At 44.0% G+C, this 25,683-nt stretch carries 40 protein-coding genes; 34 read left to right on the forward strand and 6 right to left on the reverse strand.

The features are described from left to right. From rplV to rpsI, 31 genes are all read left to right on the forward strand, one after another. Positions 1-342: a 50S ribosomal protein L22 gene (gene rplV, locus ACXAJH_RS19100; protein WP_027953418.1), complete on the forward strand. Its 342-nt coding sequence runs from the start codon at positions 1-3 to the stop codon at positions 340-342. 3 nt (positions 343-345) lie between these two features. Then, complete coding sequence (rpsC, locus tag ACXAJH_RS19105) at positions 346-987, forward strand: 30S ribosomal protein S3 (RefSeq protein ID WP_027953417.1); 642 nt, start codon at positions 346-348, stop codon at positions 985-987. Positions 988-1,005: 18 nt separating this feature from the next. After that, entirely contained in the window at positions 1,006-1,440 is a 435-nt protein-coding gene (gene rplP / locus ACXAJH_RS19110; protein ID WP_027953416.1) for a 50S ribosomal protein L16, read from the forward strand. Then, positions 1,430-1,630 carry a 50S ribosomal protein L29 gene (gene rpmC, locus ACXAJH_RS19115; RefSeq protein WP_027953415.1) on the forward strand — a complete coding sequence of 67 codons (201 nt, stop codon included), beginning with the start codon at positions 1,430-1,432 and terminating at the stop codon, positions 1,628-1,630. The genes rplP and rpmC overlap by 11 nt, the downstream gene beginning before the upstream one ends. Before the next feature lie 24 nt (positions 1,631-1,654). Further along, on the forward strand, positions 1,655-1,918 hold the full coding sequence (gene rpsQ, locus ACXAJH_RS19120) for a 30S ribosomal protein S17 (protein ID WP_027953414.1): 264 nt from the start codon (positions 1,655-1,657) through the stop codon (positions 1,916-1,918). Between the two features lie 42 nt (positions 1,919-1,960). Next, complete coding sequence (gene rplN, locus ACXAJH_RS19125; RefSeq protein WP_027953413.1) at positions 1,961-2,329, forward strand: 50S ribosomal protein L14; 369 nt, start codon at positions 1,961-1,963, stop codon at positions 2,327-2,329. Between the two features lie 40 nt (positions 2,330-2,369). Then, the gene (rplX, locus tag ACXAJH_RS19130) at positions 2,370-2,681 is read left to right on the forward strand and encodes a 50S ribosomal protein L24 (protein WP_027953412.1); all 312 of its coding nucleotides are present in this window, start codon (positions 2,370-2,372) and stop codon (positions 2,679-2,681) included. A 26-nt stretch (positions 2,682-2,707) separates the two neighbouring features. After that, complete coding sequence (gene rplE / locus ACXAJH_RS19135; RefSeq protein WP_027953411.1) at positions 2,708-3,247, forward strand: 50S ribosomal protein L5; 540 nt, start codon at positions 2,708-2,710, stop codon at positions 3,245-3,247. A gap of 26 nt (positions 3,248-3,273) precedes the next feature. Beyond that, positions 3,274-3,459, forward strand: a complete 186-nt coding sequence (locus ACXAJH_RS19140) for a type Z 30S ribosomal protein S14 (RefSeq protein ID WP_027953410.1) — start codon at positions 3,274-3,276, stop codon at positions 3,457-3,459. Positions 3,460-3,489: 30 nt separating this feature from the next. Beyond that, the gene (gene rpsH, locus ACXAJH_RS19145) at positions 3,490-3,888 is read left to right on the forward strand and encodes a 30S ribosomal protein S8 (protein WP_027953409.1); all 399 of its coding nucleotides are present in this window, start codon (positions 3,490-3,492) and stop codon (positions 3,886-3,888) included. 30 nt (positions 3,889-3,918) lie between these two features. Further along, a complete protein-coding gene (rplF, locus tag ACXAJH_RS19150; protein WP_474970244.1) occupies positions 3,919-4,455 on the forward strand; it encodes a 50S ribosomal protein L6 in 537 nt (178 codons plus the stop codon). A 35-nt stretch (positions 4,456-4,490) separates the two neighbouring features. Further along, positions 4,491-4,853: a 50S ribosomal protein L18 gene (gene rplR / locus ACXAJH_RS19155; protein WP_206936248.1), complete on the forward strand. Its 363-nt coding sequence runs from the start codon at positions 4,491-4,493 to the stop codon at positions 4,851-4,853. 20 nt (positions 4,854-4,873) lie between these two features. Further along, a complete protein-coding gene (gene rpsE, locus ACXAJH_RS19160; RefSeq protein ID WP_027953406.1) occupies positions 4,874-5,374 on the forward strand; it encodes a 30S ribosomal protein S5 in 501 nt (166 codons plus the stop codon). Between the two features lie 13 nt (positions 5,375-5,387). Further along, on the forward strand, positions 5,388-5,570 hold the full coding sequence (gene rpmD, locus ACXAJH_RS19165) for a 50S ribosomal protein L30 (RefSeq protein ID WP_027953405.1): 183 nt from the start codon (positions 5,388-5,390) through the stop codon (positions 5,568-5,570). Between the two features lie 30 nt (positions 5,571-5,600). Further along, positions 5,601-6,041 (forward strand): 50S ribosomal protein L15, encoded by a 441-nt coding sequence (gene rplO, locus ACXAJH_RS19170; protein WP_027953404.1) that lies wholly within the window; start codon positions 5,601-5,603, stop codon positions 6,039-6,041. Continuing rightward, positions 6,041-7,333 carry a preprotein translocase subunit SecY gene (gene secY, locus ACXAJH_RS19175; RefSeq protein WP_027953403.1) on the forward strand — a complete coding sequence of 431 codons (1,293 nt, stop codon included), beginning with the start codon at positions 6,041-6,043 and terminating at the stop codon, positions 7,331-7,333. Before rplO ends, secY begins: the two co-directional genes overlap by 1 nt. Before the next feature lie 42 nt (positions 7,334-7,375). Then, positions 7,376-8,029, forward strand: a complete 654-nt coding sequence (locus tag ACXAJH_RS19180; protein ID WP_027953402.1) for an adenylate kinase — start codon at positions 7,376-7,378, stop codon at positions 8,027-8,029. Next, complete coding sequence (map, locus tag ACXAJH_RS19185) at positions 8,026-8,772, forward strand: type I methionyl aminopeptidase (RefSeq protein WP_474994932.1); 747 nt, start codon at positions 8,026-8,028, stop codon at positions 8,770-8,772. The genes ACXAJH_RS19180 and map overlap by 4 nt, the downstream gene beginning before the upstream one ends. A 16-nt stretch (positions 8,773-8,788) precedes the next feature. Continuing rightward, entirely contained in the window at positions 8,789-9,124 is a 336-nt protein-coding gene (locus ACXAJH_RS19190) for a KOW domain-containing RNA-binding protein (protein ID WP_027953400.1), read from the forward strand. After that, positions 9,102-9,320: a translation initiation factor IF-1 gene (infA, locus tag ACXAJH_RS19195; protein ID WP_027953399.1), complete on the forward strand. Its 219-nt coding sequence runs from the start codon at positions 9,102-9,104 to the stop codon at positions 9,318-9,320. Before ACXAJH_RS19190 ends, infA begins: the two co-directional genes overlap by 23 nt. A gap of 28 nt (positions 9,321-9,348) precedes the next feature. Continuing rightward, positions 9,349-9,462 carry a 50S ribosomal protein L36 gene (gene rpmJ / locus ACXAJH_RS19200; RefSeq protein ID WP_002509257.1) on the forward strand — a complete coding sequence of 38 codons (114 nt, stop codon included), beginning with the start codon at positions 9,349-9,351 and terminating at the stop codon, positions 9,460-9,462. A gap of 24 nt (positions 9,463-9,486) precedes the next feature. Next, positions 9,487-9,852, forward strand: a complete 366-nt coding sequence (gene rpsM, locus ACXAJH_RS19205; protein ID WP_474970247.1) for a 30S ribosomal protein S13 — start codon at positions 9,487-9,489, stop codon at positions 9,850-9,852. 30 nt (positions 9,853-9,882) lie between these two features. Further along, on the forward strand, positions 9,883-10,278 hold the full coding sequence (gene rpsK, locus ACXAJH_RS19210) for a 30S ribosomal protein S11 (RefSeq protein WP_027953397.1): 396 nt from the start codon (positions 9,883-9,885) through the stop codon (positions 10,276-10,278). 180 nt (positions 10,279-10,458) lie between these two features. Continuing rightward, on the forward strand, positions 10,459-11,403 hold the full coding sequence (locus ACXAJH_RS19215; RefSeq protein ID WP_474970248.1) for a DNA-directed RNA polymerase subunit alpha: 945 nt from the start codon (positions 10,459-10,461) through the stop codon (positions 11,401-11,403). Between the two features lie 41 nt (positions 11,404-11,444). Continuing rightward, entirely contained in the window at positions 11,445-11,804 is a 360-nt protein-coding gene (gene rplQ, locus ACXAJH_RS19220) for a 50S ribosomal protein L17 (RefSeq protein ID WP_027953395.1), read from the forward strand. A gap of 183 nt (positions 11,805-11,987) precedes the next feature. Then, positions 11,988-12,827, forward strand: coding sequence for an energy-coupling factor ABC transporter ATP-binding protein (locus ACXAJH_RS19225; protein ID WP_474970249.1), 840 nt, complete (start codon positions 11,988-11,990; stop codon positions 12,825-12,827). After that, the gene (locus ACXAJH_RS19230; RefSeq protein ID WP_474970250.1) at positions 12,803-13,672 is read left to right on the forward strand and encodes an energy-coupling factor ABC transporter ATP-binding protein; all 870 of its coding nucleotides are present in this window, start codon (positions 12,803-12,805) and stop codon (positions 13,670-13,672) included. The genes ACXAJH_RS19225 and ACXAJH_RS19230 overlap by 25 nt, the downstream gene beginning before the upstream one ends. Next, positions 13,665-14,462, forward strand: coding sequence for an energy-coupling factor transporter transmembrane component T family protein (locus ACXAJH_RS19235; protein ID WP_474970251.1), 798 nt, complete (start codon positions 13,665-13,667; stop codon positions 14,460-14,462). Before ACXAJH_RS19230 ends, ACXAJH_RS19235 begins: the two co-directional genes overlap by 8 nt. 15 nt (positions 14,463-14,477) lie before the next feature. After that, positions 14,478-15,218: a tRNA pseudouridine(38-40) synthase TruA gene (gene truA, locus ACXAJH_RS19240; protein WP_474970252.1), complete on the forward strand. Its 741-nt coding sequence runs from the start codon at positions 14,478-14,480 to the stop codon at positions 15,216-15,218. Between the two features lie 225 nt (positions 15,219-15,443). Beyond that, positions 15,444-15,881, forward strand: a complete 438-nt coding sequence (gene rplM, locus ACXAJH_RS19245) for a 50S ribosomal protein L13 (protein ID WP_474970253.1) — start codon at positions 15,444-15,446, stop codon at positions 15,879-15,881. Positions 15,882-15,898: 17 nt separating this feature from the next. Next, entirely contained in the window at positions 15,899-16,291 is a 393-nt protein-coding gene (rpsI, locus tag ACXAJH_RS19250; RefSeq protein WP_027953389.1) for a 30S ribosomal protein S9, read from the forward strand. Between the two features lie 101 nt (positions 16,292-16,392). On the opposite strand, the gene ACXAJH_RS19255 is transcribed toward rpsI, so the two are convergent. Together ACXAJH_RS19255 and ACXAJH_RS19260 are read right to left on the reverse strand one after the other, a co-directional pair. Beyond that, positions 16,393-17,571, reverse strand: coding sequence for a site-specific integrase (locus tag ACXAJH_RS19255; RefSeq protein WP_474994933.1), 1,179 nt, complete (start codon positions 17,569-17,571; stop codon positions 16,393-16,395). A 53-nt stretch (positions 17,572-17,624) separates the two neighbouring features. Then, complete coding sequence (locus ACXAJH_RS19260) at positions 17,625-18,140, reverse strand: helix-turn-helix domain-containing protein (protein WP_474994934.1); 516 nt, start codon at positions 18,138-18,140, stop codon at positions 17,625-17,627. Between the two features lie 154 nt (positions 18,141-18,294). Between ACXAJH_RS19260 and ACXAJH_RS19265 the strand changes: the two genes are divergently transcribed. Next, positions 18,295-18,570: a hypothetical protein gene (locus ACXAJH_RS19265; protein WP_474994935.1), complete on the forward strand. Its 276-nt coding sequence runs from the start codon at positions 18,295-18,297 to the stop codon at positions 18,568-18,570. A gap of 298 nt (positions 18,571-18,868) precedes the next feature. On the opposite strand, the gene ACXAJH_RS19270 is transcribed toward ACXAJH_RS19265, so the two are convergent. The 3 genes from ACXAJH_RS19270 to ACXAJH_RS19280 form a co-directional block, all read right to left on the reverse strand. After that, a complete protein-coding gene (locus tag ACXAJH_RS19270) occupies positions 18,869-19,825 on the reverse strand; it encodes an endonuclease NucS domain-containing protein (RefSeq protein WP_474994936.1) in 957 nt (318 codons plus the stop codon). Positions 19,826-20,299: 474 nt separating this feature from the next. Then, positions 20,300-20,632, reverse strand: a complete 333-nt coding sequence (locus ACXAJH_RS19275) for a hypothetical protein (RefSeq protein WP_474994937.1) — start codon at positions 20,630-20,632, stop codon at positions 20,300-20,302. A 33-nt stretch (positions 20,633-20,665) separates the two neighbouring features. Then, positions 20,666-21,385, reverse strand: a complete 720-nt coding sequence (locus ACXAJH_RS19280) for a hypothetical protein (protein WP_474994938.1) — start codon at positions 21,383-21,385, stop codon at positions 20,666-20,668. Positions 21,386-21,591: 206 nt separating this feature from the next. On the opposite strand from ACXAJH_RS19280, the gene ACXAJH_RS19285 reads away from it, so the two are divergent. After that, the gene (locus tag ACXAJH_RS19285; RefSeq protein WP_474994939.1) at positions 21,592-21,801 is read left to right on the forward strand and encodes a hypothetical protein; all 210 of its coding nucleotides are present in this window, start codon (positions 21,592-21,594) and stop codon (positions 21,799-21,801) included. Positions 21,802-23,324: 1,523 nt separating this feature from the next. Here the strand turns inward: ACXAJH_RS19285 and ACXAJH_RS19290 are convergent. Next, positions 23,325-24,215, reverse strand: a complete 891-nt coding sequence (locus ACXAJH_RS19290; protein ID WP_474994940.1) for a hypothetical protein — start codon at positions 24,213-24,215, stop codon at positions 23,325-23,327. A 314-nt stretch (positions 24,216-24,529) separates the two neighbouring features. Here ACXAJH_RS19290 and ACXAJH_RS19295 point away from each other — a divergent pair, with 314 nt between their 5' ends. Beyond that, the gene (locus ACXAJH_RS19295) at positions 24,530-24,799 is read left to right on the forward strand and encodes a SunI/YnzG family protein (RefSeq protein WP_474994941.1); all 270 of its coding nucleotides are present in this window, start codon (positions 24,530-24,532) and stop codon (positions 24,797-24,799) included. Positions 24,800-25,683: the final 884 nt, after the last annotated feature.

The raw sequence follows: 25,683 nt of genomic DNA on the forward strand, positions 1-25,683 counted from the left end.
ATGCAAGCTAAAGCAGTTGCTAAAACCGTTCGTATCGCTCCTCGTAAAGCTCGTCTTGTAATTGATTTAATTCGAGGAAAAAATGTGGGTGAAGCTCTAGCTACACTTCGCCTGAAAAACCGCGGCGCATCTCCAGTAGTTGAGAAACTTCTTAACTCTGCGATCGCCAACGCTGAACACAATTATGAAATGGATCCGGAAAACCTATATGTTTCCGAAGCGTTTGTAAACGAAGGCGTAACACTTAAACGTTTCCGTCCTCGTGCAATGGGCCGCGCAAGCCAGATCAACAAACGCACAAGCCACATCACTGTGGTCGTATCAGAAAAAAAGGAGGGATAATCAGTGGGTCAAAAAATTAATCCGGTAGGTCTTCGTATCGGCGTTATCCGTGACTGGGAGTCCAAGTGGTACGCTGGTAAAGACTACGCAGACTTGTTACATGAAGACATTAAGATTCGTGAATATGTTGAAACTCGTCTTAAAGATGCTGCTCTTTCCACGGTCGAAATCGAACGTGCAGCAAACCGTGTAAACATTACTGTGCACACAGCTAAGCCAGGAATGGTTATCGGTAAAGGCGGTTCTGAAGTCGAAGCACTTCGTAAAGCTCTTAACCAACTCACTGGTAAACGAGTTCACATCAACATCGTTGAAGTGAAAAAGCCAGATCTTGACGCTACACTTGTAGCTGACAATATTGCACGTCAATTGGAAAACCGTGTATCTTTCCGTCGTGCTCAGAAACAAACTCTACAACGCGCAATGCGTGCAGGAGCTAAAGGTATCCGTACCCAGGTATCTGGTCGTCTAGGTGGCGCAGATATCGCTCGTGCTGAATACTACAGTGAAGGAACTGTACCACTTCATACACTTCGTGCAGACATCGATTACGGTACTGCTGAAGCAGACACCACTTACGGTAAGCTTGGTGTTAAAGTGTGGATCTATCGTGGTGAAATCCTTCCAACTAAAACTGATAAATAAGGAAGGGGGAACAGCATTATGTTAATGCCTAAACGTGTTAAATATCGTCGTCAACACCGTACAAGCTTGAAAGGCCGTGCAAAAGGCGGTACTGAAGTTGCATTCGGTGAATATGGTTTGCAAGCTATCGATCCAGCTTGGATCACAGCCCGTCAGATCGAGGCAGCGCGTATCGCGATGACTCGTTACATGAAGCGTGGCGGTAAAGTTTGGATCAAAATCTTCCCTGATAAGCCTTATACTGCTAAGCCCCTAGAAGTACGTATGGGTTCCGGTAAAGGTGCTCCAGAAGGTTTCGTAGCAGTTGTGAAACCAGGGAAAATTATGTTTGAGATCGCAGGAGTTTCTGAAGAGGTAGCCCGCGAAGCACTTCGTCTTGCTTCCCACAAACTTCCGATCCGCACGAAATTCGTAAAACGTGAAGAAATTGGTGGTGAAATCAATGAAGGCTAATGAGATCCGTGAATTAACCACTGCCGAAATTGAACAAAAAGTTAAATCTCTTAAAGAGGAACTTTTCAACCTACGCTTCCAATTGGCAACAGGTCAACTTGAGAACACTGCACGTATCCGTCAAGTTCGCAAGTCCATCGCCCGTATGAAGACTGTTGCTCGTGAACGTGAGCTAGGCGTAAATAACTAATAGATGAGAGGAGGTCACCCTCACATGACTGAACGTAATAATCGTAAGGTTTATACCGGCCGTGTTGTTTCTGACAAAATGGACAAAACAATCACTGTTATGGTAGAAACTTATAAGTTCCACAAGCTTTATGGCAAACGCGTAAAGTATTCCAAAAAGTTCAAAGCACATGACGAAAACAACCAGGCGAAAAACGGCGACATCGTGCGCATTATGGAAACTCGTCCATTGTCCGCATCCAAGCGTTTCCGTCTTCTAGAAGTTGTTGAAGAGTCTGTTATTATCTAAATAAAGTTCGCTCGGAGATGATCCGAAGGGAGGTTACATGGTATGATTCAACAGGAATCTCGTCTGAAAGTTGCAGACAACTCTGGTGCACGTGAAATCCAAACGATCAAAGTCTTGGGTGGATCCGGCCGTAAAACAGCTAACATTGGTGATATCATCACTGCTACTGTGAAACAGGCAACACCAGGAGGCGTTGTTAAAAAAGGTGAAGTAGTTAAAGCTGTTATCGTACGTTCTAAGAGCGGTATGCGCCGTAAAGATGGTTCTTATATCCGTTTCGACGAAAACGCAGCAGTAATCGTTCGTGATGACAAAGGACCACGCGGTACTCGTATCTTCGGACCGGTAGCTCGTGAACTTCGTGATGCTAAATTCATGAAGATTGTATCTCTAGCTCCAGAAGTATTATAAAAGCCTGAATGAAATGCCTTGTTAAGGAGGTGCGCGTAGAATGCACGTAAAAAAAGGTGACAAAGTAATGGTCATTAGCGGTAAGGATAAAGGCAAGCAAGGTACAATCCTTGAAGCTTATCCAAAGAAAGATCGTGTTCTTGTTGAAGGCGTGAACGAAGTGAAAAAACACGCGAAGCCGTCTCAAGAAAACCCACAGGGTGGAATCTTGACTCAGGAAGCAGCGATCCACGTATCAAACGTAATGCCGATTGATCCTAAGACTGGCGAACCGACCCGTGTTGGTTACAAAGTCGAAGACGATAAGAAAGTTCGTATCGCGAAAAAATCCGGTGAAGCGCTGGACAAATAACCCATAGATGAAAGGAGGGCCACACGATGAACGAACTAAAGAAACAATATAAAGAAGAAGTTGTTCCATCCCTGATGAGCAAATTTGAATATGAGTCCATCATGCAGACACCAAAAGTTGAGAAAATCGTTGTCAACATGGGTGTAGGCGATGCTGTTCAAAACGCGAAAGCACTTGATACAGCTGTTGAAGAACTAACAATGATTACTGGTCAGAAACCAGTGATTACGAAAGCTAAGAAATCAATCGCAGGCTTCCGTCTACGTGAGGGTATGCCGATCGGTGCGAAAGTAACCCTTCGCGGAGAGCGTATGTACCAATTCCTACAAAAGCTGATCGCCGTATCACTACCACGTGTGCGTGACTTCCGTGGTATTTCTAAGAAAGCTTTTGATGGTCGTGGAAACTACACTCTTGGTGTTAAAGAGCAATTGATTTTCCCAGAGATCGATTACGATAAAGTAAACAAAGTGCGTGGAATGGATATCGTTATTGTCACTTCTGCTGACTCTGACGAAGAAGCGCGTGAACTATTAGCTCAATTCGGCATGCCGTTCCAAAAATAATGAGCTGACATTAAGGAGGGAAAATAGTGGCTAAAAAATCAATGGTCGCGAAGCAACAGCGTAAACAGAAGTACGAAGTACGCGAATACACTCGTTGTGAACGCTGCGGACGTCCGCACTCCGTACTACGTAAGTTTAAGCTTTGCCGTATTTGTTTCCGTGAACTTGCATACAAAGGACAAATCCCTGGTGTCAAAAAAGCCAGCTGGTAAACCCGTAACAGGGAAGGAGGTAAAAGAGTTATGACAATGACAGATCCAATTGCAGATATGCTGACTCGTATCCGTAATGCGAATATGGTTCGCCACGAGAAGCTTGAACTTCCAGCTTCCAACGTGAAAAAAGAAATCGCTGATATCCTTAAGCGTGAAGGTTTCGTACGTGACTACGAATTTGTAGAAGACAACAAGCAGGGTGTTCTTCGCATCTTCCTTAAGTACGGCCAGAACAACGAGCGCGTAATCACTGGTGTTAAACGTATCAGTAAGCCAGGTCTACGTGTGTATGCGAACTCCGAAGAGCTTCCTAAAGTTCTTAACGGACTTGGTATTGCCGTTGTATCCACTTCAAAAGGTGTCCTAACAGATAAAGAAGCTCGTGAACAAGCCATCGGCGGCGAAGTTCTAGCTTACGTCTGGTAATAAAACGAACAAGACAGGAGGTGCAAAAATATGTCTCGCGTAGGATTAAAAACTCTTGAGATTCCTGAAGGTGTAGAAATCATTCAGGACAACCAAACGATTACAGTGAAAGGTCCAAAAGGGGAACTGACTCGTACGTTCCACGAGGACATCACTGTTACAGTTGAAGATAACGTTCTATCTGTATCGCGTCCAAGCGATCACAAAGAGCACCGCGCTCTTCACGGTACAACACGCAGCCTGATCGGCAACATGGTTGAAGGTGTATCTAAAGGTTTCGAGAAGAACCTTGAAATCATCGGTGTCGGTTACCGTGCTCAGAAGCAGGGCGAAACAGTTGTTGTGAACGCTGGTTATTCCCACCCTGTAGAAATCGAAAAACGCGAAGGAATCGAAATCGAAGTTCCTTCCAACACAAAAGTTACTGTTAAAGGTATCGACAAAGAACTAGTTGGTGCTGTTGCTGCTAACATCCGTGCTATCCGTCCTCCAGAGCCTTACAAAGGCAAAGGAATTCGTTACGAAGGCGAACGTGTACGCAGTAAAGAAGGTAAAACAGCTAAATAAGGTTCTAAGGTAACGTATAGAAAGGAGTGACCAAGATGATCACGAAGGCAGATAAAAATGTCGTACGTAAGAAGCGCCACGCCCGCGTTCGTAAAAATGTTGTCGGCACAGCTGAACGCCCACGCTTGAACGTATACCGCTCTAACAATCACATCTATGCTCAACTCATCAATGATGAGAGCCAGGTAACAGTAGCAAGTGCATCTACTGTAGATAAAGGTTTTGACCTTGACCAGACTGGTAACGTGGAAGCTGCTAAGAAAGTCGGTGAAATGGTAGCACAACGCGCAATCGATAACGGCTTTAAAGTTGTTGTATTCGACCGCGGAGGTTACTTGTATCACGGCCGTGTCAAAGCACTAGCTGAAGCAGCCCGCGAAACCGGACTTGAATTTTAATAGTTAAAGGAGGGACACAAATGAATTTAAACATCGACCCTAACAAACTTGATCTTGAAGAACGCGTAGTCACTATCAACCGTGTAGCGAAAGTAGTTAAAGGTGGACGCCGTTTCCGTTTTGCTGCGCTTGTTGTAGTTGGAGATAAAAATGGTCATGTTGGTTTCGGTACAGGGAAAGCCCAAGAGGTACCGGAAGCAATCAAAAAAGCCATTGATGATGCTAAGAAAAATCTAATCACAGTACCAGTGAAGAACACGACGATTCCACACGAAATCAACGGACGTTTTGGTGCAGGTAACATTCTTATGAAGCCGGCAGCAGAAGGTACTGGAGTTATTGCTGGTGGACCTGTCCGTGCGGTACTTGAGCTTGCAGGTGTTCAAGACATTCTATCTAAGTCTCTTGGTTCTAACACGCCAATCAACATGGTACGTGCTACACTTACTGGACTTAGCGAGCTTAAGCGCGCAGAAGACGTTGCAAGACTTCGCGGTAAGTCTGTACAAGAACTAGGATAAGGAGGGAAATAAAATGGCTAATCAGTTAGAAATTACCCTCACGCGCAGCGTTATTGGTAGACCACAAGATCAGCGTGCTACGGTCAAGGCTCTTGGTCTTAACAAGATCCGACAAACTGTCGTAGTTGAAGATAACCCGGCGATCCGAGGTATGGCTAATAAGGTGTCTCACCTAGTTACGATTAAGGAAGTTTAATAGAAGAAAAGTAATAAGGAGGTGCAACGCATGAAACTGCATGAACTTAAACCGGCTAAAGGTACTCGTAAAGAGCGTAACCGTGTAGGCCGTGGTATGGCTTCTGGTAATGGTAAAACATCCGGACGTGGACACAAAGGTCAAGGTCAGCGTTCCGGCAGCAAAACTCGCCCAGGTTTCGAGGGTGGACAGATGCCACTATTCCAGCGCCTGCCTAAGCGTGGTTTTACAAACATTCACCGTAAAGAGTTCGCAATCGTTAACCTTGATGCCCTGAACCGTTTCGAAGAAGGTACAGAGGTTACTCCTGAGCTTCTACTTGAATCCGGCGTGGTAAGCAACCAAAAAGCAGGAATCAAAGTATTGGCTAAAGGTTCTATCGAGAAGAAACTTACAGTGAAAGCTCACAAATTCTCTGCTTCCGCAAAAGAAGCGATTGAAGCGGCGGGCGGTCAAACTGAGGTGATTTAATGTTCCGGACAATCTCCAATTTTATGCGCGTGGGTGATATTCGACGGAAAATCATTTTCACTTTGCTGATGCTCGTTGTGTTCCGCCTGGGAACCTTCATCCCGGTGCCTTTCACAAACAGAGACGCCATCACTTTCATGGATGAACAGAACGCATTTGGGTTTCTGAATACGTTCGGAGGCGGGGCATTACAGAACTTCTCCATCTTTGCTATGGGGATCATGCCCTACATTACAGCCTCCATCATCATGCAGCTGCTGCAGATGGATGTTGTCCCGAAATTTGCTGAGTGGAAACAGCAGGGTGAAGTTGGCCGTCGAAAATTAGCTCAGTTTACCCGCTACGGAACTATTGTTCTCGCTTTCGTTCAAGCCATTGGTATGTCCATTGGTTTTAACGCTTTGGCAGGAGGTCAGTTGATCTCGGATCCTGGTGTTACCAAGTTCTTAGTCATTGCGCTTGTGCTGACAGGCGGAACAGCTTTTCTAATGTGGCTTGGCGAGCAAATCACTGCACATGGCGTAGGAAATGGTATTTCTATACTGATTTTCGCAGGTATCGTTGCGGCGATTCCGAATGGTGTGAATCAGTTGTATGATCAGTACATCTCCGGTGCAGGAGACGAACTGTTCATCAATCTGGTTATCATCGCGTTGATTGCCTTGGTCATCGTTGCGGTCGTGGTTGGAGTTATCTTCATCCAGCAGGCCCTTCGTAAAATCCCAATCCAGTATGCGAAGCGTTTAGTGAATCGTTCCCCTGTAGGTGGACATTCCACTCACCTTCCACTCAAAGTGAATGCTGCAGGAGTTATTCCGGTCATCTTTGCGATATCCTTTATCATAGCTCCGAGAACCGTCGCCGGCTTCTTTGAAGACAGTGAAGTAGCTTCTGTTATCCAGTATATCTTTGATTACCAGAACTGGCCGGGAATGATTATCTATGTTGCGTTAATTATTGCCTTCACGTATTTCTACACGTTTGTTCAGGTTAATCCGGAACAGATGGCAGAAAACCTGAAGAAGCAGGGCGGTTACATTCCGGGGATTCGTCCCGGGGCTAATACTGAAACGTATCTGACCCGTGTAATGTACCGATTAACCTTTGTAGGATCCATTTTCCTTGCAGCTGTCTCCATCCTTCCAATCATCCTTGGTTCCCTGGCGCAACTGCCGCCGACGGTCCAAATTGGAGGAACAAGCCTGCTCATCGTTGTCGGGGTTGCCCTTGAAATGATGAAACAGCTTGAAAGTCAGCTTGTAAAACGCCACTATAAAGGATTCATTAAATAATAAACATCCTGCTATTGAATAAATGAGAGCGAGGGGAAGACGTTGAATTTAATCCTAATGGGTCTCCCTGGTGCCGGAAAAGGTACTCAGGCAGAGAAAATAGTCGAAAAATATGACATCCCTCATATCTCAACTGGAGATATGTTCCGTTTAGCTATCAAAGAAGGAACATCCCTTGGTCAAGAGGCCAAATCATATATGGACAAAGGCGAACTCGTTCCCGATGAAGTTACCATCGGAATCGTTCGCGAACGTCTAAGCAAGCCGGATTGTCAGAAAGGCTTTCTGCTCGATGGTTTCCCTAGAACCATCGCTCAGGCAGAAGCCCTTCACAACCTTCTGGCCGATATGGAACGGTCACTGGATTATGTTCTTCATATCGATGTTCCAAAAGAGAAGCTTATCGAGCGTCTGACTGGACGACGCATCTGCCCGACCTGCGGTGCTACGTACCACGTTGTGTTCAACCCTCCTAAAGAGGACGGGATCTGTGATAACGATGGTTCAGCATTGACTCAGCGGGAAGACGATCAGCCTGAAACCGTTAAGAAACGCCTCGAGGTCAACGTAGAACAGCAGCAGCCTCTGCTTGATTTCTATCAGGATCAAGGCTACTTGGTCTCCTTCGAAGGTGATAAAGACATCAAAGAAGTATTTGTTGACATTGATCAAAAGCTTGGAGCACTGGCTGAATGATTATATGTAAGACTCCGCGGGAATTAGATATTATGCGTGAAGCAGGTCGCATTGTCGCCCTGACGCACCAAAAGATGAAAGAAAACATCCGACCAGGTGTAACTACTGGAGAATTGGATAAGATTGCTGATAAATTCATACGCAGTATGGATGCAATCCCTTCTTTTAAAGGTTATAATGGATTCCGTGGCAGTATCTGTGCATCTGTCAACGAAGAACTTGTTCATGGTATTCCTGGAGACAGGGTCCTGAACGATGGTGATATTATCAGTATCGATATTGGGGCAAAATATAAAGGCTATCACGGTGATTCGGCCTGGACGTATCCGGTCGGCACTGTTGATGAGGGCACATTGGAGCTGCTGAGAGTTACCGAGCAGTCATTGTTCAAAGGACTTGATGAAGCAAAACCAGGTGAACGCCTTTCAAATATATCGCATGCCATCCAAAGCTATGTGGAGCCTGAAGGTTTCTCCATAGTCAGGGAATATGTCGGTCACGGCGTTGGTCAGGAACTTCATGAGGATCCACAGATTCCTCATTATGGACCTCCCAACAAAGGCCCCCGATTGAAACCTGGAATGGTATTAGCTGTTGAACCGATGATCAATGCAGGTTCACGTTATGTGAAAACCCTGAATGATCAATGGACGGTTGTAACGCAGGATGGAAAGATGTGCGCACATTTTGAGCACACCATCGCGATTACGGATGAGGGTTACGAAATATTAACAAAATCCTAAATGAAGGTGATCGTTTTTGAACGAATCTGAGTCGAGTCCGCGAATAGGTCAAATTGTTCGTATTGTGCAGGGGCGTGAGGCAGGACAGTACGCAGTGGTGATCGGTGTGCTGGATGGCCGCTTTGTGCTGCTTGCCGACGGAGAGAAACGTAAGTATGATCGACCAAAGAAAAAGAATCTGCAGCACGTTGAGCTTATGGATTTCATCTCTCCGGAAGTCCAGGACAGCCTTCTGGAAACTGGTCGGGTCACAAATGGCAAGCTTCGATTTGCCGTAGCAAAATATGTCAATGAAGCAGTGACTGATTTGAAGAAGGGAGATCAACTCGATGGCGAAAGACGATGTAATTGAAGTAGAAGGGACCGTCGTTGAAACCTTACCGAACGCTCAGTTCAAGGTTGAACTTGAAAACGGTCATACCGTTCTTGCTCATGTTTCCGGTAAAATTCGCATGCACTTTATCCGAATCTTACCTGGGGACAAAGTAACGGTAGAACTTTCTCCTTATGATTTGACAAAAGGACGTATTACGTACCGTTATAAATAAAACTCCGATCTTAAAGGAGGTATGGATGATGAAGGTAAGGCCTTCTGTAAAACCAATTTGCGAAAAATGCAAAGTCATCAAACGTAAAGGTAAAGTCATGGTTATCTGTGAAAACCCTAAGCATAAACAAAAACAAGGTTAATCTTAAAGGAGGTGCACGTAACTTATGGCACGTATTGCAGGTGTAGATATTCCCCGCGACAAGCGCGTGGTTGTTTCATTAACTTATGTCTATGGTATCGGTAAATCCCTTGCTGCAGACATCCTGGCTGATGCTGGTGTATCTGAGAGTACCCGCGTTCGCGATCTTACAGAAGACGAACTAGGTAAGATCCGTCAAGCTGTTGAACAGCACAACGTAGAGGGTGATCTTCGTCGTGAGAACTCTCTAAACATTAAGCGTCTGATTGAAATCGGTTCTTACCGTGGAATCCGTCACCGTCGTGGTCTTCCACTTCGCGGACAAAAGACGAAGAACAACTCCCGTACACGTAAAGGTCCACGTCGTACAGTAGCTAACAAACGTAAATAATAATTAATACAAAGGAGGTAAACTCATCCTATGGCACGTAAAGGAAACACTCGCAGTCGTAAACGCCGCGTGAAAAAGAATATAGAGACGGGTATGGCTCATATCCGTTCTACATTCAACAACACAATCGTAACGATCACTGATGTCCAAGGTAATGTTATCAGCTGGAGCAGTGCAGGTTCTCTTGGTTTCAAAGGTTCCCGTAAATCTACTCCATTCGCTGCACAAATGGCTTCCGAAGCAGCAGCGAAAGATGCTATGGACAACGGCATGAAAACTCTTGAAGTTACAGTAAAAGGTCCTGGTGCAGGTCGTGAAGCTGCGATCCGTTCACTACAGGCAGCAGGTCTTGATATTACGGCAATCCGTGACGTAACTCCAGTACCACACAATGGTTGCCGCCCACCAAAACGTCGTCGCGTATAATAAGTTCTGAATAGAATTTGTCACCCTGTCTATAATGGGTTATGATAGCTTTTAAATCAGCACCGCAGTAGACAGAGCCATTAAGCAGTTATCTTATATCGGGACTGCCTACCTGAGGAATTTCGGTTAGACCTGTCGTCTAACCGGGGTTTCGACGTTTTGAAGGAGGGTTTTGAGTAAATGATCGAAATTGAAAAGCCAAAGATTGAAACGGTCGAGATCAGCGATGAGTCTACTTTTGGTAAGTTCGTCGTAGAACCGCTAGAACGTGGATATGGTACAACTCTAGGGAACTCCTTGCGTCGTATCCTATTATCCTCACTTCCCGGATCTGCTGTCACTTCTGTTCAAATTGACGGTGTACTTCATGAGTTTTCCACGATTGAAGGCGTCGTTGAAGACGTAACAACTGTTATTTTGAACCTGAAGAAACTAGCTTTGAAAGTTTATTCTGACGAAGAGAAGACTTTAGAAATTGATGTGCAGGGTGAAGGCAAGGTTACCGCGGCTGATATTACGCATGATAGTGACGTTGAAGTTCTAAATCCAGATCTTCATATCGCTACACTCGACAGCAATTCCAGCTTCCGTGCTCGCATTACAGCAGAACGCGGTCGAGGATATCGTCCGGCTGAAGGAAATAACCATGAGGATCTACCCATCGGCGTGATTCCCGTTGACTCTATTTTCACACCGGTTTCCCGTGTGACGTATCAAGTAGAGAATACTCGAATCGGTCAAACATCTAATTTTGATAAATTGACATTGGATGTTTGGACGGATGGCAGCATTCGTCCAGAAGAGGCGATCTCTCTTGGAGCTAAAATTTATATGGAGCACCTCAATATTTTCGTCGGCCTTACTGATGAAGCTCAAAAAGCTGAAATCATGGTCGAGAAAGAAGAGGACCAAAAAGAAAAAGTTCTTGAAATGACGATCGAGGAACTTGACCTTTCCGTTCGTTCCTACAACTGCTTGAAGCGCGCAGGTATCAACACTGTGCAGGAGCTTGCCAACAAGTCTGAAGAAGACATGATGAAGGTGCGCAACCTTGGCCGCAAGTCACTTGAAGAAGTGAAGCATAAACTGAACGAACTAGGTCTTGGACTAAGAAAAGACGATTGATAGAACACATCTAAGAGATCCAGTTAAGGGAGGGATTATCAATGGCTAGAAAACTAGGACGTACTACAGATCAGCGCATGGCTTTGCTTCGCGGCTTGGCAACTGACCTGATCGTACACGAACGTTTGGAAACAACAGAAGCTAAAGCGAAAGAGCTTAAGTCTGTTGTAGAAAAAATGATTACACTAGGTAAACGCGGCGATCTTCATGCCCGTCGTCAAGCGGAAGCATTCCTATATAATGCACAAGCTGATGAGGAAGGAGAGCAGACTGCACTGCAGAAGCTATTCTCTGACATCGGCCCACGCTACGAGGACCGTCAAGGTGGTTACACTCGCGTATTGAAGCTTGGCGAGCGTAAAGGTGATGGAGCTAAAATGGCAATCATCGAACTAGTATAATGATTACCATCGGGGTAAAAGGGCAGGAGTGAATCTCATTATGAGGTTACATCCAGCCCTTTTTTTATACTTTTTTATACCGATGCGGGAATACCTCCCGTTATGAAAGGGAAATTCTCTTTATAACGGGGAATGGTGTCATATTTCCCGGGAAATCGTCAGCTGAGCAGAGGAGGAACAGAGATGGGAGAGAGACAAGTCGAGTTCCGGAACGTATCTTTTCGCTACCAGGAGGACATGCCCTGGGTGTTGAGGAACGTAAGCTTTACAATCGGACCGGATGAATGGGTGGCTGTAATCGGTCATAACGGCTCAGGAAAGTCGACCATAGCGAAATTAATGAATGGACTGCTGTTTCCACAGGAAGGGGAAATCCTGGTAGATGGGATGCCCGTCAACGAAGAAACCATCTGGGATGTTAGAAAACAGGTAGGCATGGTCTTTCAAAATCCGGACAACCAGTTTGTCGGGACTACTGTGAAAGATGATGTCGCTTTTGGTATGGAGAATCACGGCATGCCCAGGGAGTTGATGCTTGAAAGGATCAAAGAGAGCCTCTCAGCCGTAGGGATGGCTGATTATGAGCAGCAGGAACCGCACCGTCTGTCAGGCGGACAGAAGCAGCGGGTAGCTATCGCGAGTGTCCTTGCCGTGTCACCGAAGTTCATCATTCTTGATGAGGCCACTGCTATGCTCGACCCGAAAGGGCGCAAGGAAATTATGAACACGGTCCACCGCGTTCAGGAAGAACGGGACCTGTCCCTGATTACCATCACTCATGATCTGCATGAGGTTACTCAGTCTTCCAGGGTGATTGTCATGAATAAGGGAGAGGTTTGGATGCAGGGATCTCCTAGAGACGTATTTTCCAAAAAAGAACACTTACAAGAAATTGGCTTGGATACTCCATTTGTTAGTAAATTGGCCGACCACCTGAAAGCAGAGGGTGTGCCGCTTACCCGTGAGCCATTGAATCACCAGGAGTTGTTGGAGGAATTATGGACATCACGTTCGATCATGTAAGTTATACGTACCAGCCGAATACACCATTCGAACACAGAGCTTTGGATGATTTGTCCTTTACCATCCAATCCGGTTCTTTTGTAGCGGTCATCGGTCACACCGGGTCAGGTAAATCCACATTGATTCAACACCTGAACGGGCTGCTTCAGCCGACAGAAGGGCAGGTGCAGGTGGGCCCGTATACGATGGCAGCCGGGCAGAAAAACAAACAGCTGATGAAGCTTCGGGAAAACGTCGGCGTCGTGTTCCAGTATCCTGAGCACCAGTTGTTTGAAGAAACTGTGGAAAAAGACATCGGCTTCGGTCCGCAGAATTTCGGAGTTGGACAGGACGAAATCAAACGCCGGACGAAAGAAGCGGTCCAGGCGGTAAAACTGCCGGAAGAGCTTCTGGAACGCTCTCCCTTTGATTTAAGCGGAGGACAGATGCGCCGCGTTGCCATATCCGGTGTTCTCGCCATGGCTCCTGAAGTGCTTGTGTTGGATGAACCGACCGCCGGACTTGATCCGAACGGGCGTAAGGAAATCATGGATATGTTTTATCACCTGCATCAGGATAAGGGTCTTACAACCGTGCTTGTAACCCACAGTATGGAGGATGCTCTTGCCTATGCCGATCATATTATCATCATGAATCAAGGGAAGGTTTACAGGGAAGGGTCCCCGCTGGAGATTTTTAAGCAGCAGCAGGCACTGGAAGATGTGCAGCTGGATGTACCTGAAGTCGTTTCCTTTTTGAAAATGGCCCGGGATTACGGCCTTGATCTTGAATACGAAGGCCAGACGATAGCGGAGTTAGCAAAGGAAATAGCCCTGAAAGTGAAGGGGGGCGGCGATCATGAGTAGTTCCCTGATTATCGGTCAATACATTCCATCGGATTCTGTTATTCACCGCCTGGATCCCCGCTCCAAAATCGCTGTCATCTTTTTTTATGTCGTGATCGTCTTTTTTGCTAACTCTGTTATGAGTTATGGGGTGCTCGCCTTGTTCGCTCTGTCGAGTGCTGTTTTATCGAAAGTTCCATTTTCCTACATCATGAAGGGATTGAAGCCGGTCTGGTTCCTGGTCATCTTCACGTTTCTCCTTCACTTGTTCGTGACAAGGGAAGGGGAGGTTGCGTTCAGCCTGTTCGGCTGGGCGGTTTATGAGGAAGGGTTGATCCAGGGGGCAGCGATTTCCCTGAGGTTCTTCCTGTTGATTCTCGTTACCTCCCTGTTGACGTTGACGACGACGCCGATTGAGATTACCGATGCCATTGAGGAGCTGCTGGGTCCTTTGAAAAAAGTGAAATTCCCTGTCCATGAACTGGCGCTGATGATGTCGATCTCCCTGCGTTTCATCCCAACATTGATGCAGGAGACAGAAAAGATATCCAAGGCACAGGCCTCAAGAGGTGTAGACTTCCGCACAGGCGCTTTTAAAGACCGTGTGAAGGCCGTTGTACCTCTGCTGGTCCCTTTGTTCGTCAGTGCCTTTAAACGCGCAGAGGAGCTCGCTATGGCGATGGAAGCGCGTGGGTATCAAGGGGGCGAAGGAAGAACGAAGCTGAGAGAATTAAAACTGGAGCGGAGGGACTGGCTGCTCTTTGCTGTTTTCATTCTGCTGGCCGCAGCTCTCTTCCTGACCCGTTCATGATCGGAGGTGCTGGGTATGAATCGTATACGTATGACCATCGCCTATGATGGCACCGGTTACGCAGGCTATCAGGTTCAGCCGAATGGCGGCACGATTCAGGCAGAGCTTGAGAAGGCTTTAAAAAAGATTCATAAAGGAAATACCGTAAAGGTGACGGCTTCGGGCAGAACCGATGCCCGTGTGCATGCTGTCGGGCAGGTGATTCATTTTGATACACCGCTTGAGATTCCCGTCAGTAACTGGCGGCGGGCGCTGAACTCCATGCTGCCGGATGACATTCAGGTGAAAGAAGCTGAGCAGCCGTCCGGTGGTTTTCATGCCAGGTATGATACAACCGGAAAAGAATACCGGTATTTTGTGAGGAATCACCCTGATCCAGATCTTTTCCGCCGTCACTACACTTCTCACGTCAAAGCTCCCCTTGACATCACAGCTATGAAAAAGGCGTGCGGCTATATCGAAGGAGAGCATGATTTTACATCCTTCTGTTCACCGAAGACAGATCTGAAGGGGAGCAAGGTACGCACGATTTTCAAAGCGGATGTAGAAAGTCGTGGAGAAGAAGTGGTGTTCACCTTTAAGGGATCCGGATTTTTATATAATATGGTAAGGATTCTTGTCGGCACACTTCTCGAAATAGGAAAAGGAGAGCGTGCCCCGGAGGATATTCCTGTTATCTTAAAAGCCCGCACACGGGAAGCGGCAGGCCGGACGGCTCCTCCTCAAGGGTTGTTCCTATGGAAGGTCGATTATTAAGAGGTTCTGAACAATTTCCATTCATTGGGTCCTCTGTCTCAGAAAAAAACAACGAATCCAGGTGTGCATTCCCTTGACACATGAATATAGAGTGTTATATTATATTCTATGGCATTTTATTTCTGTACCACGGTTAGCCCCGGAAAACTAATCGTACTTTGAGATAAATGATAAAGCAGTTAATCAGTCTATGTGATAATAAAACATTTCAGGAGGGAAACCGATATGCGCACAACTTTCATGGCAAATGAAAACAACGTTGAACGTAAATGGTATGTTGTGGATGCTGCAGGGCAGACACTCGGCCGTTTAGCGAGCGAAGTTGCTGCGATCCTTCGCGGTAAGAACAAACCAACATACACACCACACGTTGACACTGGTGACCACGTCATCATCATCAATGCTGGTGAGATCGAACTAACAGGTAACAAAATCAACGATAAGGTTTACTATCGTCACTCCAACCACCCTGGTGGTCTGAAGTCCCGTACGGCTAACGAAATGCGTACGAAATATCCAGAGCAGATGCTTGAACTTGCTGTTAAAGGCATGCTTCCAAAAGGAAGTCTTGGACGTAAAATGGGCAAGAAACTTCATGTATTTGCAGGATCTGAGCACAAACATGAAGCACAACAACCAGAAGTTTACGAACTTCGCGGATAATTAAAGGAGGTAATCTAGTGGCACAAGTACAATACTCCGGTACTGGTCGTCGTAAGAGCTCAACAGCTCGTGTACGTCTTGTTCCAGGAACTGGTCGTGTAGTAGTTAACAAACGTGATGCTGAAGACTTTTTCCCATATGAAACCCTTCGTATGATTCTTAAACAGCCTCTTGCTGTAACAGAAACTGAAGGTAACTATGATGTCTACGTAAACGTAGACGGCGGTGGATTCACAGGACAAGCAGGAGCAATCCGTCACGGTATCGCCCGTGCATTGCTTAAAGCTGACCCAGAATACCGTACACCACTTAAACGCGCAGGTCTATTGACTCGTGACGCACGTATGAAAGAGCGTAAGAAATACGGTCTTAAAGGTGCCCGTCGCGCGCCACAATTCTCCAAGCGTTAATAAACCTTGTATCTCAAGTGTTTACCCTCTTTGCTCTTATAGAGCAGAGAGGGTTTTTTAATGTCCAAATATGGATTTGAATACCCATTGAATACCCCACGCTAAAATTTCATGTACTCCTGAAACATCTCCGCTGTCTTTTCCTTCGCTTCATCAGTCACATGAGTGTAAATATCCATCGTGGTTTGAATATCTGTATGGCCGAGACGAACTTGTACATCTTTAATGGAGGCACCGGCTACAAACAACAAACTAGCATGTGTATGCCTGAATGCGTGCACGTTTATTTGAGGCAGTTTCGGGTTCTTTTGATAAATTCGCTCCAACTTTTCATTCAAGTAAGCCAGTCGGCAATAATCCATTTCTTGTTTTATGTGATTATAGACTGTGAAAATGGGTTGTTTTTCATCAGATTTAAATGGATCGAGAAGATCTAACGTCAAATAGCGCTGTATTTGATTGCTACGCCATTTTTTTAAAATTGCTAGGGTTTCATCATCTACGCTAACAACACGCCGAGAGGCCTTTGTTTTTGATGTCTGAAGCTGTTTTTTACCACTCGTGTGGATCAGTGTCTTTTTAAAACTGATTTTCTTTTGATTAAAGTCTACATCCGACCAATGAAGGGCGCACAGTTCGCCCTTACGAGCTCCTGTGAAGGCGAGTAGCCGAAACATGGTATAAGCCATGTCATCATCCTGAATCGACTCCAAGAAGCTCCTGAGCTCTTCTCGCGTGTAGTAATACTTCTTCTCTTCTAGTTCCGGATCATATTCCATTTCATGTTTTAGTTTTGGTAGTGTGACATATTCCATCGGATTGCTTTTAATAATATCCATCTTCATGGCATATCGAAAAACCAGGTTCGCTTGTATCTTATAATCATTGAAGGTTTTAAGCTCCTGAGCCCAATCGTTAATAACTCTTTGGCAATGCGAGCGGGATATATCTTTTATTTTGTATGAACCGAAGACTGGGAGGATTCTGCGGTTGAATTTACTCTCCATTGCATAAACCGTTGTTGGTTTTACTTCTCTGCGGTGCTGCTTAAACCATTCCTCAAAAACTTCCTGGAAGGTCATCTGATCATTTTGGCGGAGCCCGAGTTCATCGACTTCCACCAATAATTTAGAGAGCGCAACCTTTGCTTCTTTTTTAGTCTTGAAGCCCCGCCGTGTAGTACGTTTTTTCTTTCCAGTAAGCAAATCTTTGCCGAGGTACGCATTAAACATATAAGCGGTGGTGCCGTCTTTCTTAGTGTACTTTTTAATATTTGTCATATTAGTTTCCTTTCCAATACGCTGGCAGGCTATATATAGGAAAGGGAAGTACTTTAATCAAAAATTAATTCAAGTATAGTTATAACTTTTTGGCGTTTCTCATCTGTTAAAAATGCATTCTTATAGTACAAGTCAATATTCATATTTAGAAGATCGTGAAGGTCAAATAGCCTTCTTCTTAATTCGTCATCCGATAATTCTTTGATAGCTTGTTCCCCGTAACCAACTTCTATTTCTTCAGTACAAGGAATATTAATATTTATATTCCTCATTTCTTGTAACGTTTTTTCGTCTCTAGCTCGGTCAGTTCTTTCATATTTTATAGAACCATTCTCCACATCTATGTAAGAATCAGCGTAGCCAGCTAAATTCATTAGATAAATAGGAGAAACGTCTAACCCTATAGCGAGCTTTCTTAATAATGCAGGTTTAGGTAAATCTTTATAACCATTCTCGATTTGAGATAAATATGAATCAGAATAGCCTGTTCGAGCTTTTAAGTCGAGTAATGTTATTTTTTTTTCTTTTCGAATCTCCTTAAGTTTGGCTCCAAACTCTTTAGCATCCATAAACTCAATTGACCTCCTTTTTTAATCATTATCACACAATAAATTTACTCAGTAAATGTTTTTCTTACTGAAGTGTTGTTTATTGTAGAGTGATGTTGTACAATTTAGTAAGTAAAGTTCTTACAAAAAGTAAAAATGAGGAGGGAAATATTTTATGGAGGCTTTCATACCATTACAAGTATCAGATGAGTTTAGAAGTAAATATTATGATTTCTTTTATGAACTTAGTAAAGAGGCATTTGAAGCTGCTAAGAGGGATAGTGGAGCGGGGAGATTCATGACCAAAAAGCAATGTTGTGAGTTTATTGGTATTTCATTTTGTTATTTGCAAAAATTAGAAAAGCTTGGCTTACCAGTTATTGAACTAGAAGGAAAGGTACTCGTGGATCGTGAGGATGTTATAAAGTTCATGAGTAAATATAAGAACTGAAAAATTCAAGTGAAATAATTTAATCGCTGGCAGGCGAACTGCAACCATTCATAAACACGTGAGTGAAGTATTTTTAAAGGAAACCTTATATTCTTAAGACAAAAAAGCTGGGCATTTTTTGCTCAGCTTTTTTATGCTCTCAAAGAGAAATTTGCCTACAGATAAAATTGTGTTTACTACAATTCTAAATTTGTATGATTTTTCCTGGTTTGCGTTGCAACCATAGGAACTATTAATAGGATGGTGATGTAGAGCGCACTAGGAAGGGCTAATAGTGTAACATTGCAAACTAGATAGTCTAAACTGCTTTATCCTTTTCTTCATTAGGTACTACACTTGTATTTACTGCCGATAATTTTACTGTTGGACTTTGTTCGAAATCACTAATTTGAAGTAGTCCTTTGTCATCTTGAATATATATTTTCATCTCGACATTTCTAACATTCAGCAATGCCTGACTAATTATTGCATCGTAGGAAGGTGCTATGGTGATCACTCTTGGATCATCCCCCATTTCCGATTGATAATAAGCAGACTGCCAAATTAAACTTTTGTCATTTGGTCTAACCTTTAACTCAATAATACATGGTCTCCCATTTTTATTTTCAGCCAAAATGTCAATTACGCCATCTTTAATCTTTACTTGTGTTTCAAGCAATTTCATACCGGGTTCAACTAATTCAGTGTTGTGTGCAAGGTAACTCTCGAGCGTTTTTTCATTACCTTCTAGAATGGCTTTAGAAGCAAGTTCATGCTCCCAAAGGTTAAGCTTGGAGATTATATCAGCAAATTTACTCTTATATTCATCCTCGCTCCCGCAGCAACTAGTACATATATTAAAGTCAACAAAACAATCTGTATTATTTTCTCCGAGGCTATCAATATTCTTCCATGATAATTCCGGTATCCCAACAAGAATTTTGTTTTGTAATCTCTTCATCAAAGCGTTTGATAAACCTCTCCAAGGTCTCCATCCCCAGTGCTCTATACTCTCTTCCTTTAAAATATCTACGTCTTTATGTTTAAAACAATTTTTACAAAGCCATTGGTTCTTATCAAGAACTGTGAAATTTCTTTTAAGCTCTTTTATGTGTTCTTTATCATCGAAGACCATTAAAAGTTCTCCATTATCAAAATCCCATTCTTTCTCATCATGGCGATATCCGTAAACATAATACCTTTCTCCTTCGTCTTGGCGGTAATCCACTTTAAGAACACTATATAATTGTTTGCTAAACTCAAGATTGAATTCCATCTCATCACCTCACCAATATAGTTTCCAAAAAAACAAAAAAAATCCAAGAATAAAATCGGTAACTCAGCATTAGGTAAGGTAAACGTATGTTATTTTTCTATAAAGATGTGATAGGCTGTGAATAGAAATCATAAGATATAAAATGACCACAGCTCCAACTGTGGTCAAGTAGATAGCAATTCTTAATAGGGAATTGGTGTTAACTCATTTATACAAAAAAGCCCTTACTGATTTCAGCCAGGATTAGGTGGGCTATTTTTTGTGCTTAGAATAGCCATAGCGACCGCTATCAGCGTCATGTCAATCGAGAAAAACAAAATCATTAGCTTTAAGTTCTCAAATGTTGTCATGGAATCATTCTGTTCTGGGGACAACTCCAACTGTGCTATTCGATATCAAAGGTTTTGAAGTGTTAACCATCTTTTATTGTGGTGCATTAAATCATCCAACGTAGGCAGGTCTGGGTATTTTTCTTTAAGACGTGCCTGCATTTCTTTGCTTTTTCTTTTTCAAGTGCTCGTCGGCAATCCGGAGCCCCTCTTCTTCAAGTTTTGTCAGCGTTCCTTCCTCTTCCTTCTTTCTTAATTCAATGAGCTGATTCGCGCTCAAATTGCCATTCTTCAAACGTTTCCTCGCTCTGCGCGATTCTCGGACTCTATTATATAGCGTGGAGAGGAACTTCCAGATTTTTTTTAGTATCCACACTGAGATATACATGGTCACAGGTGCGATGATGGATGAAGCCACTGCGACGATTATCATATCAAGAATCGTAATCTCTTTCGTCTTTAGTAGATAGTCGAGCAATTTAATTCCTCCTCTCCAGTGCAGGGGTCTTGCTTATTGAGTGGGATGTTCATATTTCGTCTGTGATAAATAATGATGTTTAACTACCACTAAAAAGTCATCAACAATAATAGGTTCATCTTCACTTGGTGAATCCCCGTATTTAAAAGGTTTATCTTTTAAATATTCTTTAACCGGCTCATGAAGAAAGGTGAAGTCAGGTAAACGTAATTCTTCGGCGAGCCACATCATCAAATCCATTCGATGAAGCTGGCAAACATCCGTCTCGTTTGAAGGTTCACCATTGAAACGTTCAAATAACGTCTCTATCACGTACTCATTCTGCCGTATCATACTTAATAATCTTCTGATTTTCCGTTCATTTAGGGCGTTGTCATCGATTGTTGAAAGATTTAGAGACGATAGAGGTCTGTGGTATAGAAGATAGACTTCTTTATAGTTATTGGGGTCGAAGTTTTCATCTTTGCTAATCTTTATGATGGTATCCAAGTATTGGGCACTTTCTTTGATGAGACGATCAAGGTCGTTTTGATTGTCTAAATCCTCGGATTCTCTCAGAGCGTATAAGAATGCGTTCGCTGGTAGATGCAGTTCGCGTTTTTCGATGTCGTACCGATACACCACGCTCATATCGTAGATGACGTCTGTGGCTTCCTTGAGTTTTTCTAGTTTATCATTAAGTAAAATCAACCCTCTTTTTTTAACTGTCTTTTTCACGGTATTAAAATAATGAACTTCATTTTCAAATCTCATATTTTTAAACTCCCTCCATATGTGCGTATTATCTCATAGGCGCCATAATGAAAACACTCACTTTTTGGAGCAATCGTAGCGATCGATCTCGTAAAGTGGAAGGATGAATTATTAGTAAATATATACATATTAAGTAACAGAAACGTTAATAGTAATAACTTCCTCGAGTAAAGATGTGTGACTGGTTTGATATGGGGGAGACGGAAATGCGCAAGCGTTTCCGAGACGTATTTACGGATTTAACGTACGCCGGGGAGGGCTTTTTGAACGGTGTGAGCTGGCGAACACCGGGACGTATTTCAGACCGGCGTACGTACCGATATGTCTTTGATGTGTGTACGAACGAAGCGCGAGCTTTGTGCAGGGAACACATCGCTCCGACAGGAGAGATTCTTATACCGAAACGGACACAGTGATCCAGATGGATCGCTGCGGGAGGGAGGGAGAGGGTCTTGAACTTCATAAATAGAAAGCGACGAACAGGAGCTTTCGAATGAGCACCCCGAAGGGGCAAGAACAGGGACGCGCAAGCGTTCCTGTTCGCAGTCAGGGAGACGGTCAGCTATGCTGACTGACAAACGAGCGTAGCGAGGCTTGTCATACGTCTCCCTTATGCTCTTTCCCCTACCACGCCACGTAAATAACTCGCCGATACCGTACAAGCCCCGAACCCCCGGCGCGACAGACGTGGCGAGATACCGGGGCGGAAAACGTACCGGCTAACCGACTAACTCCACCCCCGATAAACCGCGTCGTTAAGCCAACAGCTGAATAAGTGGCCCCGACATTCGTGCAACTGGCGTATGACGAGTTAGTCGGCACATTTCGGCGCGATTTCCGTCCCGACAGCGCCAGCGGAGGGACGCGATTCGAGCCGGGTTACGCGCCGGGAGGGGGACGCATAGGGAGTGCAGGGGCGTAGCGTAGGACGCCCCGGAAGGACCGATTCGTATAAAGAGAAGGTAGGGGAAGCTGTTCAAAAAAGAAGATAGAGGAGCGGCAGCGGATCGTCAGGAAAAGACCTTCCGGGAAAGACTCCTGGAGGCCAACAGCGGGGACGACGCGAGGCGGTTGTATGTCAAAACAATAGGTCTTGTGCGTACCGATTCGAAGAAGAGGGACGAGCAAAAAAGTCAGGAAAAACCACCGGAGCGGCGGGAGAATCCGCGCTCGTTGGCTGGAAGGATCTTGCGTGTCTGAAAGGCGGGAAGCCCGGAGCGGTTATACGAGCTGTAAGCGAGCGAATCAACAAAAACCACCGACGGGCGCGGGACCCGCCTTGAAGGCACGCGCTGGCTCTTGAAACGCTGTCCGAACAGGGGTTTGCGCTCTGGTATTTCTAAGAGAACGCCCTTCTGCTGACCGAAAAAAGGACCGTCATCTCAGAAAGAGATAACGGTCCGGGGTTTGCGCTGCGTCAGGCGAGAGGGGTCTGGTCCTCAAAGAGAATCGGTTTTCGTCTGGTGGGTCAAAAAAAGAAAGGTCTTCACACCATGTGACAACCCATGCGCAACCCGGTGCGTATGCCATGCCGCATCAACGGCACACGCCATGCGACACCTAAAATCATGCGCACCCCGTGCCGAACATCATGCACACGTCATATGCACGCCATCCAGCACCGCATGCACAAATCACCCTTGCGTATGGTATGTCACACGAAATACGTACAGCGTGTGCATATCGTGTGAGACGCTCCAGAATCCCTCCCTGTCGCACGACGTTTCGCATGGTGTGTGCATAACATGCGACATATCAGGCACACGCTCACGCGGTGCGACATCCCGTGCCGATATTCTGTGCCGGTGGTCCGGCACGGGATGCGCATGGTGTGTGAGATGCCAGGCATACGATTTTCATGCGGATGAACCCCGCACCGGATACCGATGCTGTGCACACGTCATGCGTATGGTGTGCGGTAAGCTATTTGTTTTATTTGTTAGGGGAGCAATTCTTTCCCTTTCTGGTAACTAACGAATGCTTTATTCAAGTGTGGTCCAGCACTTTCCAATGACTCATTGTCGTAATGCTCCAATCCATCAATGATAAGATCATTTGCGGATCTTTGATGTTCAATCATGTTTTTGGTTACTTCATATATCTCTCGGTCGGCCTCATTTTGAGGTACAGCCTTAGACTCATACACATCCAGGAGCTCATTAAACTCTTTTGTCCATCTGACTAAGTCATCAAGTAGATCGGAACTATAACCAACGTCGACGGCCAATTCAAAATTACTTTGAATTAAATCAGTAGAATTATAAAAACCCTCATAATACTTTTGGTTATATTCACTAAACGCTTCCGACGGTGTCACGGTAGATTCTTCTGCAGGTGGTTCGGTATTTGATTCGGCCTCTGAAGCTACAGCAGCATCAGATGTTTCCTCTTCTTCTTCTTGGAACTGATAAACGATTTCTCCATCCTTTTCTAAGAAATCTGAATTAACGCCGATGGAATAGTCGTTGTAATTACTCTCAAATACAATGTCTTCGATTTTACAATGATCTGTTTCATCGCACTCTAGTGACTTATCGTATTCAAGTTCACGTATAACCTCCTGCACCTTTAAAACGACCGGAAACTTTTCTTCATGGGACAGGCTATCGAATGTATCTGATAAGCTCATAGTTACCGTATATCGCTCCCAACGATCCTCTGTCACTACGTCATAATCTACGTAATATATGGAATGTCCTAAATCAACTCCTTTTAGGGACGATACCGCCTCCTCCATCGTATAAGCATTCGGATCTTCAGGCTCACCCGAGCATCCTGATACTAAAAATAAACAGGTAATCACAAATAAAGTTATGTACAAGTTCCTCATATTCATTCTCCCTTCTCAGTGCGCACCGCCAAAATTATACAGGAAATTCCACCAAAACCTTACTTTCAGATAAATTAAATAATTGGAGGTGAGTCGGGTTAGGGTACATTTTAGGATGCTAATTTTACATGGGAATCAAAGTTGCAAAACCAACATTCTTTCACTTTGTCTTGAAGCTGAGTCTTTCGCTAACGGGCAGGTTAGTTGAAGACTCAGTTTCGAGATAATTAGTTTTTGAAACTTAATCCAAACAAAATCGTACCTGTACTATGAGTTTTAAATTCAAATTTTGTCTTTGTCCTGGAGGGTTATTTATGGTTGGAATTAATGTAAGAGAAAAAGATGGATATGTTATTATTTCGTGGCATCTTAGTAAAGTGGAAATACCTAAAACAGACATTATAGAAGTTATTGATGATGATACTTATGGTGGCGAAGAGAAAACTGCAGTAAGAATGGGGTATCCATATGCCACGACCGAAAGACTTTTTATAAGGACAAATAAGCAGAATTATATCCTTTTCACAAACAACACATCAATAAAAGGGAAACTAGAGAGTATGATGAACACAAAAATTTATTGAAAGTGCAGCCGGAAAAAGCCTTGATTTCAAGTCTTCAATATAAGGGGGCAATGGTTCAATAGAAACATTGGCTTTTTCACTAATTAGAGAGGGGGCCATTTTGGGTTATAAATTAAGTAGGGGTATTGGATTGTTGTGTTTAGGTTATTTCTTCATAGTTTTATTCTTTGAATTAAATATCCAGGGCTGGATTACTGCATTGGATGGACTGTTATCATGGTCATTGTATTTTATTGTTACATACATAGATAAAAGCAGAACAAAAAACCATCAGTAACATCTATTATATTAATAGTTATAAGAGGAAGGAGGGTCCTGAAATGGTGAATTTAGGGGAGAATGACGATTCTCAAAAAAATGGTTAACTGAAAAAAGAATGTACTATTTTTTTATTTTTGGTGCACTCTTATTAATCATGAATCTTTATCGACATAGTAAAGATCCATATAACCCAGAAACCTCTCCTCCCGTGTATATCTGGTATGCTGATATTTTAATCTGTGCTACCTTTATGATAGCCCCAATAATTGGTATATTGGTTTTAAGATTAAAAAGAAACAAAAAGTGACGAACATATTAAATTAAGAAATAAGCGAGGCATAAATGCCTTGTCTATTTGTCAGGTTGTCGAGAAAGTATCGATAATCTGATTTCTTTTGCCATTTTACGATGAACATCAAAAATTTAACCAGAGGATCCAGACATACTACCTCCTCTTTTGCTTAAGCAAACTCTATTAGAACGGCCTTTTATCTCGAAATCGAGTCTTCCACAAACGGGGGCGCGCGACAAGTTCTGCTATAAGCGTATTTTAGCGTGAAAAGCAGGAAGTTTATTTAACTAAATTTTAACTGTACAACGGAGGATGGGAATGAAGGATCCAT

The sequence above is a fragment of the Halobacillus sp. ABD4_316 genome (assembly GCF_056161385.1).